Genomic DNA, 14,154 nt, shown 5'->3' on the forward strand with positions numbered 1-14,154 from the left:
ATGGCGGCTGAATCTTTAAACCCGGTCACAATACCGCTGCGGGGGCAGCGGTTAATTGAAGCGTCTGCGGGTACGGGAAAAACCTACACTATTGCCAGACTCTATCTGCGTTTGTTGCTGGGGCTGGGGGAAGGCGCATTCAGCCGTCCGTTGTCAGCGGAAGAGATCCTGGTGGTGACGTTCACTGAAGCGGCAACCAATGAGTTGCGCGGGCGTATCCGTGAGAATATTCACGCGCTACGCATTGCCTGTCTGCGTGATGAACAGGATCCGGGTCATGCATTTGCTCCCCTGCTTGCACTTATCACGGACAAGCAAATGGCGGCTCAGCGACTGTTACTTGCCGAGCGCCAGATGGATGAAGCCGCCATTTTTACCATTCACGGATTCTGTCAGCGGATGCTGACACATAATGCATTTGAGTCCGGCGTATTATTTGAGCAAACACTGATTCAGGATGAACATCCTATCCGCAGACAGGCGTGCGCGGACTTCTGGCGGCGTCATTGTTATCCGCTGCCGGTTGAGCTGGCAAGGGCCGTTACTCAGCTCTGGTCAGGTCCGGATGCACTGTTGCGGGATATCTACCCCTGGTTGCAGGGAGAAGAGCCGCGGATCACCGATGCCCCGGAGTCAGATGAAACATTACTTTCCCGCCATCAGAAAATCATTACCGCCATTGATGAGGTAAAGCAGCAATGGCGGGACAGTGATGTTGATTTTGTCAGTCTGATTCAGGATTCAGATCTGAACAAAAGCAGTTACCGCGCCAATCTGGTGCCGGGATGGATTGCCGGTATCAATGCATGGGCAGAAGAGCGGGTAACCACTCATTATGCCTTGCCTAAGAATCTTGAGCGTTTCAGTCAGGCCGTTTTGTGTGAGAAAACCAAAAAAGGCGGTACATCACCGTCTCACCCGGTTTTTTCTGCCATAGAAATCCTGGCAGAGCAGGCACTGACACTGGAGGATGTACTTTTTACCCGCGCGGTGTATGAAATCCGTCAGACAATTTCGCAGGAAAAACAGATACACGGTGAAATGGGGTTTGATGATCTGCTGACCCGGCTTGATGAGGCATTACGTCGTGAAAATGGTGCATTGCTGGCGCAAACGCTGCGAAAACGTTTTCCTGTCGCCATGATTGATGAATTCCAGGATACCGACCCACAGCAGTACCGGATCTTCCGGACAATTTATCAGGACGATGCCGCGCGCTGTGATGACGGTACGCAAACAGAACCCCACGGGCTGTTGTTTATCGGGGATCCGAAACAGGCTATTTATGCGTTTCGTGGCGCTGATATTTTTACCTATATCAAAGCCCGGCAGGATGTCAGTGCGCATTACACGCTGGGAACAAATTACCGCTCGGCAAAAACGATGGTGGACGGGGTAAATAAACTGTTTTTACAGGCAGATGAACCCTTCTGTTTTAAACAGATCCCGTTTCAGCCGGTGCTACCCGCTCCCGGAAGCGATAAATCAGCATTTGTCATTGACGGAAAAATACAACCGGCAATGCAATTCTGGTGGCAGGGGGCCGAGGGTGTCAGCAGTGGTGACTATGAGAGAACAATGGCCGGTGTGTGTGCCGGTCAAATCCGTGACTGGTTACAGCAGGGGCAGAGCGGTACTGCATTACTCGGGCGTGGTGATAAGCAGCGCCCCGTAAGTGCCGCCGATATCACGGTTCTTGTGCGCAGCCGCCGGGAAGCACAACTGATAAAAGATGCACTGAACCAACTGGCGATCCCGTCAGTCTTTCTCTCAAACCGGGACAGTGTTTTTGATACACCGGAAGCGCGTGAATTGCTGTGGCTGTTACAGGCGGTGCTCAGCCCTGAAAAAGAACGTTTGCTGAGAAGTGCGCTGGCATCGGGATTATTCGGTCTTAATGCTCCTGACATGGATGAGCTGAATCACGATGAAACCGCATGGGATGCGCTGGTGGATGAATTTGCCGGTTATGGGCAAGTCTGGCAGCAGCAGGGTGTTCTGCCGATGTTGCGCACGGTATTCAGCCGGCGGAAGGTTGCTGAAAATCTGCTCGCCGGTCAGGAGGGGGAGCGACGGCTGACCGATATTATGCATATCGGTGAATTGCTTCAGGAAACCTCACAGACGCTGGAAAATGAACACGCACTGGTGCGCTGGCTGGCGCAACAGGTATTGCGCCCGGATGCACAATCCGAAAGTCAGCAAATGCGCCTGGAAAGCGACCAGAATCTGGTGCAAATCTGTACTATTCATAAATCCAAAGGGCTGGAATATTCACTGGTCTGGCTGCCGTTTATCTGTAATTTTCAGGCCGGCGGGCAGCGCCTTTATCATGATGAAACCACGTTTGAGCCATGTCTGACCCTTTCACCTGATGAAACCCAACTCGCGCTGGCAGATAAAGAGCGCCTGGCGGAAGACCTGCGCCTGCTTTATGTTGCGGTTACGCGGGCAATTTACCATTGCAGCCTGGGTGTCGCGCCCATTATAAAAGGCAACCGCAAGAAAGCAGGTAACACCGATTTACACCTCTGCGGGCTGGGATATCTGATACAAAATGGTCAGGCGTGTGACAGTGAAACCCTGTTCGGGCGGCTGACAGCGTTTTGTCAGGATGATGACTCACTGGCACTGACTCCGGTGCAGGGGCTGACGCTCACGCCATGGGTGCCGCAAGCCCGCGAGCCGGTATCTCTGGCGGTGAAAGCCTTCACCCGGCACATTCGCGGACAGTGGCGGGTAACCAGCTACAGTGGTCTGAGTTACGGCGCCGCATCCGGCGGTAATGTGTATACGCAGGACCGGCAGGAAGAGATGATGGCGATGATCCGCGCACTCAGCCCGGACATGGATACAGAAACAGTTGGTGAGATACAGGCGCAAGCCGGGTCTGAACTGACGGCCTATACGTTTCCACGTGGCGCGCAGGCAGGTACATTTCTTCACAGTCTGTTTGAAGCACTTGAATTTGATAGTGAGCCCTCACTTGAGTGGCTGAATGATCAGTTATTATCGTTTGGTTTTTCCGCACACTGGGCGCCATTCCTGCAATCCTGGCTTACTAAGCTGCTGAATACCCCGCTTTGTGGGGGAGGACCGGCGCTGAAACAGATTCCGGCACAACTGAAGCAGGATGAAATGCAATTTTTCCTGCCGATTGAAAGTGAACTGACCGCGCAGGCGCTGGATGCACTGATGCGAGCCTTTGACCCACTGTCAGAGAGGGCGCGTCCGTTGGATTTCACAACGGTGACCGGAATGCTGAAAGGTTTTATTGACCTGGTATTTTGTCATGACGGTAAATATTACATAGCGGACTATAAATCAAACTATCTCGGTGACAGTGCGGCAGACTACCAACAGGCGGCGCTGGCGGACGCAATGATTGAGCACCGCTATGATTTGCAGTATCAGCTTTACACCCTGGCATTACACCGCTATTTACGCCACAGATTGCCGGATTATAACTATGATGTGCATTTCGGCGGGGTCTATTATTTATTTTTGCGCGGAATGACACCGGAGCAAGCCGGGCAGGGAATTTATTTTTACCGGCCGGAACAGGCGTTCACCGAACAACTGGATGAGATGTTTAAAGGGGAGACAAGTAAATGAATGCTCACTTACAAACATTGTGTACTGAGCAGATCCTGCGCCCTTTAGATTGTCAGTTCGCTGCAATGCTGGCAACGGATGATGCACCACTGTTGCAATTAGTTTTTGCACTGCTCAGCGCACAGACCGGTGCGGGGCATGTCTGCCTGCCGTTATCCCGCATCGCGCCGCTGATGGAACAGGGCGGGCGGCACGCCGAACTATTACAGTCTGTCTGGCGGGCTCTGGGTGAGCCGTCAGTTGCACAGATCAGCTCCACGCTCAGCGTATCTGATGCGGTTAGTGATGGCTCACTTCCCGCACCTGTCGTGTTATCCGGCACTAATTTGTATCTGCACCGTATGTGGCAGTATGAATGTCAGGTTGCCGCGTATTTTTCACAACCACAACCGGCTACGCAGGACCCGGAAAGTATCCGCCCGTTGCTGGATGCGCTGTTTGGTTTATCAGTGCCGGAAACTGACTGGCAAAAAGTGGCGGCAGCGGTGGCGGTCAGCAGCCGGACTGCTGTTATCTCCGGCGGACCCGGAACCGGGAAAACCACAACTGTTGCCCGTATCCTGGCGGCACTGGTGCAATCGGCACCCCGTCAGTTGCTGATTGAACTGGCTGCCCCGACCGGTAAGGCGGCGGCCCGCCTGACTGAATCACTGGGTTCGGCGATTGAACAACTGACTCTGACAGATGAGCAGCGCACGATGATACCGAAGCAGGCAAAAACCCTGCACCGTTTGCTCGGCGCACAGCCGGACAGCCGTCAGATGCGCCATCATCATAAAAATCCGTTGCCGCTGGATATTCTGATTGTTGATGAAGCCTCCATGGTGGATTTACCGATGATGGCCGCGCTTATCGATGCATTGCCGCCGCAGGCAAGGCTGATTCTGCTGGGTGATAAAGACCAACTGGCATCCGTTGAAGCGGGGGCGGTTCTGGGGGATATCTGTCGCTTTGCCAAAGAGGGATATACACCGGAAAGACGTTTGGTGCTGGAAGCGATGACAGGTTGTCTCCTGCCGGAAACGATACCGGCTCACCCTGTAAATGTGCAGGATCACCTCTGTCTGCTGCGTAAAAGTTTCCGTTTTGATGAAAACTCCGGGATTGGTCAGTTGGCAGCTGCCGTAAACCAGGGCGATGCCCGCGAAACTATGGCTATTCTGAACGGGCAGCGCTCTGATGTCCGCTACGTACCGCTGGAGGATGAAAACGGCTACCCGCAGGTATTGACCGATACGATGACCGCCTATCTGCCGTTTCTCTCTCTGGTGAAAAAACAGGCAGATCCGGCGGTTGTTCTGCATGCTTTTAATCAGTTCCGGCTATTGTGTGCTCTGCGGGAAGGGCCGTTCGGTGTGGAAGGTCTGAATGAGCGCATTGAACGGCTGTTGCATCAGCAGGGGCATATCCGGCGTCCTCTTATTCACCGGCTGCGTGGTTATCACGGAAAACCGGTGATGATCAACCGCAATGACAGCCCGCTCGGGCTGTTTAACGGCGATATCGGCATAATGCTGCGGGATGATAAAAACGAGCTTCGTGTGTATTTCCAGCTGCCGGACGGCACAATAAAAAGCATTCAGCCGAGCCGGTTACCGGCTCATGAAACGGCGTATGTGATGACTGTGCATAAATCCCAGGGATCTGAATTTGCACATACCGCGCTGGTATTGCCGGTACAAATATCACCGCTGGTCAGCCGTGAGTTGTTGTATACCGCACTGACGCGGGCAAAGCAGTTCCTGACTGTTTACAGCCGGGAAGAGTGCCTGCGCCGTGCGGTGAAAACGCCCACTCAGCGTTACAGCGGGCTGAGTGAAAGGTTGCGCTGAACAGCAATAACAGGCAGCCGGTTACTAAAAATCCAGAATAAGAATTTTTGAGCGCCGCTGATAGTTGTACATTGCTTGTTTCTTGACCGGCAGGTTTTCAATTTCTGCCGGTACAAACCCGCGCTCCTGAAACCAGTGAATACTGCGGGTAGTGAGAACAAACAGTTTTTCCAGCCCCGCCAGTTTTGCCTGTTGCGTTATCCGGTTGAGTAATTCTTCGCCCCGCGCAGAGCTACGGTAGTCAGGATGCACTGCCACACAGGCCATTTCACCGATTTTCTCTTCCGGATACGGATAGAGTGCGGCGCAGGCAATGGTGGTGTTATCCCGCTCAACAATCGTAAATTTATCGATTTCCATTTCCAGTTGTTCGCGTGAGCGGCGTACCAGAATGCCCTGCTGCTCCAGCGGACGGATAAGCTCCAGGATCCCGCCGATATCATTGATATTTGCTCTGCGGGTTTGTTCCGCACTTTCCATCACGACCTGGGTTCCGATCCCGTCACGGGAGAACAGTTCCTGGATGAGTGACCCGTCATCCTGATAACTCAGAAGATGGCTGCGTTTTACACCACGGCGGCAGGCTTTGATTGCCCCGCGCAGAAAACGGACCGTACCTGAATAGTAATCACCGCGACCTTCCATATCCTGCACATAGTGTTCGGCGTCATTCGGGTGCATTTCGGAGATAATTGCGCCATTGTCGGCAACCACACCTTGTGCGGAGCAAAAGCCAATCAGTTTTTCGGCTTTGAGCTTAACGGCAATTTGTGTGGCAATCTCTTCAGAGGTCAGGTTAAAACTTTCGCCGGTGACAGAAACAGCGACAGGGCCTATCAGTATAATGCCGCCGTTATTCAGTTGCCGGTTGATAGCATCTTCATCAATCCGCCGGATCCGCCCGCTGTGACAATAATCAACACCGTCATCAATGCCGAGCGGCTGGGCAATCACAAAATTACCGCTGACCACATTAATATGCGCGCCCTGCAGCGGCGTATTATTCAGACACATTGACAGGCGGGCGGTGATATCCAGCTGTAATTGCCCGGCAGCCTGTTTGACCAACTCAAGTGTCCGGGCATCTGTCACACGGGTATTTTTGTGATAAACCGGCTCGCACTGATGAGCCTGCAGATTTTTTTCAATTTGCGGACGGGCGCCATAAACGACAATCAGGCGGATACCTAAGCTGTGCAGCAGGCCGATATCATTTACAATGTTAGGAAAATTTTCATGCTCGATGGCTTCGCCGCCCAGCATAACCACAAATGTTTTGCCATGATGGGCATTGATATAAGGAACTGACTGACGGAAACCGTCTACCAGTTCGATACTACGTTCTTTCATAACACCCTCGCAAATGAATTTTTATTCGTAATTTATGTATTTTTATTCTTTTTGTGAGGGAATAGCAAGCCTAAATTTTGGGTGGCGGAAAAGAAGGAAGCTGAGTTTGCCTGAATTATCGCCATATAAGCTAAAAATCCATAATGACAGGGCGCAAATGATTAGATAAAGTGCCGTTTAAATTATTTAGAATAATATTATCCTTATTCATTCAAACTTCAGGTTTGTTGTCTGCATCTTGAATGACGTCGGGTATCATTCTGTTTTTTTAATTTCGTTGGTTTTCCGGATATACATTTCGGCAATATTGATGTGATTTACGCTATGGATATCTTTTCATGAGTCATTCTGAACACGATGCATCACGCCGTCTGTTGCTCAAAGGTACAGCGGCATTTTGTCTGCTGAGTATAAGCCCTTTCGGGTTTGCGGCTTCATCGCAAATTGTGGCTGTGCGTATCTGGCCGGCATCAAGCTATACCCGTGTGACTATTGAGTCCGATAGTCCGCTGAAATATAAACAATTTACCCTGCAAAACCCGGAACGTGTTGTTATCGATCTGAAAAACGTGCATCTCAACAGCGTGTTGAAAGGGTTGGATAAGCAGGTACAAAACCGGGATCCGCACCTGAAGCTGGTCCGTGTCGGACAAAATGATCCGCAGACCGTCCGCCTCGTGTTTGAAGTGAAGCAGGCAATGAGCCCGCAGGTGCTGGAACTGACGCCGGTTGCTGAATTCAAAAATCGCCTTGTACTTGATTTTTATCCGAAAAATGGCAGCAGAGAAGAAGATGATCCTCTGCTTGCATTGCTGGAAGATTACAACCGGGGTGACCTGGAAGAGAGTCTTCCGCGTGAAACGCCGAAACCGGGTAAAGCGGGGAAAGACAGACCGATTGTGATCATGATTGATCCGGGCCACGGCGGGGAAGACCCCGGGGCGATTGGTAAATACAAAACGCGGGAAAAAGATGTCGTACTGCAAATAGCACGCCGCCTGAAATCCCTTATTGACCGGGAACCGGGAATGCGTGCCTATATGACGCGCAATGAGGATGTGTTTATCCCGCTGTCAGTGCGTGTGGCAAAAGCGCGCAAGATGCGTGCGGATCTCTTTGTTTCTGTTCATGCTGATGCCTTTACCGACCGTTCAGCCAGAGGCTCGTCCGTTTTTGCACTATCGACACGCGGAGCAACCAGTAATACGGCAAAATTTCTGGCGCAAACCCAGAATGACGCCGACAAAATTGGTGGTGTAAGCAAAAGCGGTGATAAATATCTCGATCAAACCATGTTTGATATGGTGCAGAGCGCGAGTATTAAAGACAGCCTTAAATTTGGCTCAGAAGTTCTCAAGCGGATGAACTCAGTTAATAAACTGCATAAAAAAACAGTCGACCAGGCCGGGTTTGCGGTACTGAAAGCACCGGATATCCCGTCCATCCTGGTGGAAACTGCCTTTATCAGTAACATCGAAGAAGAGCGTTTACTGAAAACAGCAAAATTCCAGCAGGAGATGGCGAATTCGGTTTTCCAGGGTATCAAAGCCTATTTTGCGAATGGTGGCGCAGTCGCGCGCAGAGATTAAAAGTAGTGTGTCACAAGGATGTGGCACTGATTATACTCGTCATACTTCAGGATGCCCGGGTGTTGACCGCACTCAGCCCGCCGGGTCACATACTGATGTATGCTCCCCGGCAGTCGGAGCTTGTCGCCTACAGGCATCCCGAATTATTTAGAGTATAATAGGGAGGTAATAAATTGAAAATATGGATTTTTTAGTAAAGAGGAATTATTCAGGAAGTGTTTTTCAGGGGATTTTGACAGATAATGTCGGTATAAGATTGGTTGCGGGGGCCGGATTTGAACCGACGACCTTCGGGTTATGAGCCCGACGAGCTACCAGACTGCTCCATCCCGCGTCTGTGAGGCGCTTACTATACTCAGGAAATACGCTGTTGCAAGTTATTTCTTGATAAAAAGCTATCTCTTATCCTGTTTCGGATGATTATTCCCCGAATCGTTTGTTTTGAATACAATCAGCCTGATTATTGTTTATTAACGGCTCCGTAAATCGGTTGCATAATAAAAGTGATTTGCTATCGTTTGCACTTAAATTAAGTTAATTCACATTATTCATTATTCATTGGCGGATAAATATAAGTATGAACAAAACCGGCAGGTTTTTGTTGTGCGGCGTGATGTTCTCTCTGTTAGTCGGCTGTCAGTCGCATCCGACAGATAAAGGTCAGCAATATAAAGATGGTCGTCTGACGCAGAATTTACAGGAAGTGGCGGGTATTAATAGTCCCGGTAATCCGGTGAATGGTGCTGATTTCCTTAAACAGGTTGATGCGGTTAAAACAGCGTCACCGCGTTTGTACAATGCGAATAATGAAAACTTCCGCGCGGTCGAAAACTGGCTGCGCTCAGGTGCAGATCCCGCGCAGTTACGTCAGTTCAATCTCCACAGTTATCAGATGGAAGGAAAGGACAATTACGGCAACGTCCAGTTTACCGGTTACTACACCCCGGTTGTTCAGGCGCGCCATACCCGTCAGGGTGAATTTCAGTATCCTATTTATCGTATGCCGCCGAAAAAAGGCAGCCGCCTGCCGAGCCGTGCGCAAATCTATGCGGGCGCACTGAGTGACAATTATGTGCTGGCATACAGTAACTCGCTGATGGATAACTTCCTGATGGATGTGCAGGGCAGCGCTTACATTGATTTCGGTGATGGTTCTGAGCTGAACTTTTTTGCCTATGCCGGGAAGAACGGACACGGTTATACCAGTATCGGACGGGTACTGATTGAACGTGGCGAGGTTGAAAAGAAAGATATGTCGATGCTGGCTATCCGTCAGTGGGCAGACAATCACTCCCCGCAGGAAGTACAGGAACTGCTGGAGCAAAACGCGTCTTTTGTCTTTTTCTCACCAAAACAGTTTGCGCCGGTGAAAGGGGCGAGTGCCGTTCCTTTAATCGCAAAAGCCTCTGTGGCATCAGATAAAAGCCTGATCCCGCCGGGAACCACGCTGCTGGCAGAAATTCCGGTACTGGATAATCAGGGTAATTTTACCGGACGTTATGATATGCGCCTGATGGTTGCCCTGGATGTCGGCGGTGCCATTAAAGGACATCATTTCGATATCTATCATGGTATCGGGCATGATGCGGGGATGATGGCCGGATTTTATAACCATTACGGGCGCGTGTGGGTACTGAAGAAAGGTACCCCGCCAATCTTAAATCCGGTTCTGTAGTCTTTTTTCTGTCCGGTGTATACTTGCAAAGGTATGCACCGGGATTATTTCTCCGTTGTTTCTGTGACTTTTTCACCTCAGGTTCCCGATTATGCAAACCCTTTTATCTGATGCTTACCTGCAACGCTTCGCAGGTATTGGCCGCCTTTATGGTCAGCAGGCGCTTCATTTATTTGCCCGTTCTCATTTCTGTGTCATCGGCATCGGCGGTGTAGGATCCTGGGCGGCGGAAGCACTGGCTCGTACCGGGATCGGCGCGATCACACTGATTGATATGGATGATGTTTGCGTGACAAATATTAACCGGCAGATCCACGCGATGCAGGGAACAATCGGGCAGCCTAAGATTGAAGTGATGCGTGAGCGGATCCTCGCGATCAATCCTGAATGTCAGGTGCAGTGTGTGGATGATTTTGTGACGGCGGATAATGTACCGGAAATGATGCAGCCCGGGTTTGATTATGTGATTGATGCAATTGACAGTATTCGCCCGAAAGCTGCGCTGCTGGCGTATTGCCGCCGCAATAAAATTCCGCTGGTTACAACCGGCGGGGCGGGCGGACAGATTGATCCGACACAGATTCAGGTCGCTGATCTGGCGAAAACACTTCAGGATCCGCTGGCGGCAAAACTGCGTGAGCGCCTGAAATCAGAGCATGGCGTACTTAAAAACAGCAAAGGGCGGTTGGGGATTGAATGTGTTTTCTCAACAGAAGCATTGCGTTATCCGCAGGCAGACGGCAGTGCAGTCTGTGGCATGAAAAATACGGCAGAAGGCAGCATGCGGATGGATTGTGCGGCAGGCTTTGGTGCCGCCACTGTTGTGACGGCCTCATTCGGGTTTGTTGCGGTATCTCACGCCCTGAAAAAACTGATGGCAAAAGCCGCGCGGGCTGCGGCTGAATAAAGTGCCGGTCAGTCGCTGAATTTTTGTGCAATAATATGCGCGGCATTAATTAGTGCCGCAATACCATTGCGGCGTGACTGACTGAGTTGGTCACTCAGTTTGTATTGTTCAAAAACAGCCGGAAGATCAAGCGATAACAGTGTCGCGGGCGTCAATCCTTCAATCTCTGTCAGCAGAACCGCCAGCAGTCCTTTGACAATCCGCCCGTCACTGTCACCCCAAAAATGCAGTGTGCCGTCATTATTCAGTGCGCCATCCAGCCAGACACGGTTTTCACAGCCTTTAATTTCGCTATCCCCGGTCCTGTTTTCCGGCGGCAGTGCCGGTAACTGACGGGAAAGCATCACCAACTGACGATACTTTTCTTCCCATGAATGGCTGGCGGCAAATGTTTCTGCGAGTTGTTCACGGCGAATATCATGACCAAACGGATGTACCGGAAATGCATGTATCATCTGTGTCTCTTTTGTCATCAGTGGGTTATTCAGCCAGGATATCGAGTGCAAACCGGATTGCCTGTAGTAACTTATCTATATCATTCGATTGATTATATGGCATAAATGAAACACGCAGGCAGCCGTCTGTATTCAGCGCCTGACAAAGCGGTTGTGCGCAATGTTGTCCATGGCGCAGCGCAATGCCTTTCTCCGCCAGTAGTGTGGCGATATCACTGTGATGAATATTATCAAAATTGAATGCCAGCAGCGGGCTGCCGGGCGCGCGATAGCTGCGAAAGCCGGGCAGTGCGGCGAGTTGTTGTTCTGCACTGTCACATAAGGCAATGGTATGATGGTGCGCAGCACGAAGATCACAGGTTTCAAGCCAGCGGAGTGTTGCACCGAAAGCGATAACGCCCGCCACATTTGGCGTGCCGGCTTCAAACCGTGCGGGAACCGGGGCCGGGGTGAAACTGAAAAAATCGGTGTCCGTCAGCATTTTTCCGCCGCCCTGCCAGGGTTGCATGGCATCAAGCAGCTCACCACGTCCGTACAGTACGCCCAGCCCGTTCGGGCCGTATATCTTGTGTGCTGAGAAGGCGTAAAAATCGATATCACTTTGCGTGACATCGCAAGGGTGATGAACAACACCTTGTGCGCCGTCGACAACAATCAGCGCGCCATACTGGTGTGCCAGCCGGGCGGTACGGTCAATATCCGGCTGAAAACCGGTGACATTTGACATCTGAGTGACCGCCACTACGCGGGTCTGCGGCGTAAGCAGTGTTTGCAGCTGAGCATAGCAGAGCGTGCGGTCTTCGGTCAGCGGCCACTTTACCAGTGTTGCACCGGTTTGCTGCGCCAGGATTATCCACGGGATCAGATTAGAGTGGTGTTCCAGTTCGCTGACAATGATTTCATCACCCGGTTGCAGGCGCGGGCGGAAATAGCCCTGTGTGACCAGATTGATGGATTCCGTGGTGCCTTTTGTCCAGATACAGTGGCGGGCATCATCTGCATTAATCAGCCGGCAGACGGCATCACGCGCCTGTTCAAACTGCTCCGTTGCTGTCTGCGCCTGCTGATGGTGGCTGCGGTGAACCGTTGCACCACTGTTATGCTGATAATAGTGGTGCGTTGCCTGCGACATTGCGTCAGGTTTCAGCGCGGTGGCGGCACTGTCGAGAAAAACGGTGTCACTGGCTATGCCGGGAAAGCAGGTGCGGAATGTGTCGGGAGAGAAGGTTTTCATCGGTTTAATTAATCAGGGTCTGAGATAAACAGAGCTTATGCAAAATGTGCGGTGTCCGGTACATCTGCGGCGTAAATCAGCCGGCGACCGGCCTGAGTGCGTCAGGTAGCACCGTCAGCGACAGTTTACTATAATCAAGATTGCGCTGTCTTTCCAGATTTCCGGCAGATTTCAGACTGAGTTTTGCGGAAGAAGAACAAAAAAAAAGCACCGCAATCGGCGGTGCATACAAAAAATCACTATGGACAGACAGGGTAAATGTACAGGAAGTGAAAAAAACAGTAGCTTAAGCTACTATGTCCGGAATTTCCGGACAACTTGCAAACACAACATCACAACCACATAGCCAAAAGTTTTGCAGTATCGCTACTGCCCGACTTTTCGTTCCGGCTCAGGAAGTGGGCATACTATAGGTATTTACTGGTGTATCATCAAGGGACAAATTATAATGCTTCGGATTAAAAAAACTAATCCTATTCTATACCCGACACCATGAATTTGAATGAATAAGGGTATAAACCATGTTACCGGTATCCGGTCCTGATAAATAAGCCTGAAAATGTCCAAACGATTGCCTCCGCTTAATGCTTTGCGTGTTTTTGATGCTGCCGCCCGTCATTTAAGTTTTACTAAGGCGGCAGAAGAGTTATTTGTCACACAAGCCGCTGTGAGTCATCAGATGAAAAGTCTGGAAGATTTCCTCGGGCTGAAGTTATTTCGCCGCCGGAATCGTTCGTTGTTGCTGACGGAAGAGGGGCAGAGTTATTATCTCGACATCAAAGAGATTTTTTCCTCTATTAATGATGCAACCCGCAAGCTACTGGCGCGCAGCGCAAAAGGGGCGCTGACGGTCAGTTTGTCGCCGAGTTTTGCTATTCAGTGGCTGGTTCCGCGTTTATCCGGTTTTCACCAGGCGTATCCCGGCATTGATGTCCGGATCCAGGCGGTGGACAGGGAAGAGGATAAACTGGCTGATGATGTGGATGTGGCTATTTTTTACGGGCGGGGTAACTGGCCGGGCCTGCGGACAGACCGGCTGTATGCGGAATATCTGATACCGGTGTGCGCGCCGTCACTGATGACCGGTGAACGACCACTGAAAATGCTGACTGATTTATCGTATCATACGCTTTTGCATGATTCGTCCCGCCGCGACTGGCAGGCGTATATCCGCCAGGCGGATCTGCAACAGCAGGTAAACGTGCAGCATGGCCCGATATTCAGCCACAGCGCAATGGTTATTCAGGCCGCGGTACACGGACAAGGTGTGGCGCTGGTCAATAATGTGATGGCTAAGAATGAACTGGATGGGGGCAGACTGGTGTGCCCGTTTAAAGATATCTTAGTCAGCAAAAATGCGTTTTATCTGGTGTGCCAGGACAGTCAGGCAGATTCCGGAAAAATCGCGGCGTTCCGTCAGTGGATTATGGCACAGGCGGCGAGCGAGCAGGAAAAATTAGGATGGATGACAAGTGAGCAGGATTGACCTGATCATCA

Annotated in this window: 9 protein-coding genes and 1 tRNA gene; 6 read left to right on the forward strand and 4 right to left on the reverse strand. The window is 51.1% G+C overall.

The features are described 5' to 3' along the window. Positions 1 to 3,615 (forward strand): exodeoxyribonuclease V subunit beta, encoded by a 3,615-nt coding sequence (recB, locus tag AYY17_RS18725; protein ID WP_067426293.1) that lies wholly within the window; start codon positions 1 to 3, stop codon positions 3,613 to 3,615. Further along, positions 3,612 to 5,447 carry an exodeoxyribonuclease V subunit alpha gene (gene recD / locus AYY17_RS18730; RefSeq protein ID WP_067426295.1) on the forward strand — a complete coding sequence of 612 codons (1,836 nt, stop codon included), beginning with the start codon at positions 3,612 to 3,614 and terminating at the stop codon, positions 5,445 to 5,447. The genes recB and recD overlap by 4 nt, the downstream gene beginning before the upstream one ends. Before the next feature lie 24 nt (positions 5,448 to 5,471). Here the strand turns inward: recD and argA are convergent, their stop codons facing one another. Continuing rightward, entirely contained in the window at positions 5,472 to 6,797 is a 1,326-nt protein-coding gene (argA, locus tag AYY17_RS18735) for an amino-acid N-acetyltransferase (protein ID WP_067426297.1), read from the reverse strand. A gap of 338 nt (positions 6,798 to 7,135) precedes the next feature. On the opposite strand from argA, the gene amiC reads away from it, so the two are divergent. Next, positions 7,136 to 8,386 carry an N-acetylmuramoyl-L-alanine amidase AmiC gene (gene amiC / locus AYY17_RS18740; protein WP_067426299.1) on the forward strand — a complete coding sequence of 417 codons (1,251 nt, stop codon included), beginning with the start codon at positions 7,136 to 7,138 and terminating at the stop codon, positions 8,384 to 8,386. Positions 8,387 to 8,643: 257 nt separating this feature from the next. Here amiC and AYY17_RS18745 read toward each other — a convergent pair. Next, positions 8,644 to 8,720: transfer RNA gene (locus tag AYY17_RS18745), tRNA-Met, on the reverse strand. Positions 8,721 to 8,963: 243 nt separating this feature from the next. Here AYY17_RS18745 and mltA point away from each other — a divergent pair. Both mltA and tcdA read left to right on the forward strand, forming a co-directional pair. Beyond that, positions 8,964 to 10,061 carry a murein transglycosylase A gene (gene mltA / locus AYY17_RS18750; protein WP_067426300.1) on the forward strand — a complete coding sequence of 366 codons (1,098 nt, stop codon included), beginning with the start codon at positions 8,964 to 8,966 and terminating at the stop codon, positions 10,059 to 10,061. A gap of 91 nt (positions 10,062 to 10,152) precedes the next feature. Further along, a complete protein-coding gene (gene tcdA, locus AYY17_RS18755) occupies positions 10,153 to 10,968 on the forward strand; it encodes a tRNA cyclic N6-threonylcarbamoyladenosine(37) synthase TcdA (protein ID WP_067426301.1) in 816 nt (271 codons plus the stop codon). Between the two features lie 8 nt (positions 10,969 to 10,976). Here the strand turns inward: tcdA and csdE are convergent, their stop codons facing one another. Both csdE and csdA read right to left on the reverse strand, forming a co-directional pair. After that, positions 10,977 to 11,423 (reverse strand): cysteine desulfurase sulfur acceptor subunit CsdE, encoded by a 447-nt coding sequence (gene csdE / locus AYY17_RS18760; protein ID WP_067426377.1) that lies wholly within the window; start codon positions 11,421 to 11,423, stop codon positions 10,977 to 10,979. A gap of 25 nt (positions 11,424 to 11,448) precedes the next feature. Next, positions 11,449 to 12,657: a cysteine desulfurase CsdA gene (csdA, locus tag AYY17_RS18765; protein ID WP_067426303.1), complete on the reverse strand. Its 1,209-nt coding sequence runs from the start codon at positions 12,655 to 12,657 to the stop codon at positions 11,449 to 11,451. A gap of 559 nt (positions 12,658 to 13,216) precedes the next feature. Here csdA and AYY17_RS18770 point away from each other — a divergent pair. Then, complete coding sequence (locus AYY17_RS18770) at positions 13,217 to 14,143, forward strand: transcriptional regulator GcvA (RefSeq protein WP_067401601.1); 927 nt, start codon at positions 13,217 to 13,219, stop codon at positions 14,141 to 14,143. Positions 14,144 to 14,154: the final 11 nt, after the last annotated feature.

Origin of the sequence: Morganella psychrotolerans, from assembly GCF_001676055.1 — a bacterium.
GTDB lineage: Bacteria > Pseudomonadota > Gammaproteobacteria > Enterobacterales > Enterobacteriaceae > Morganella > Morganella psychrotolerans_B.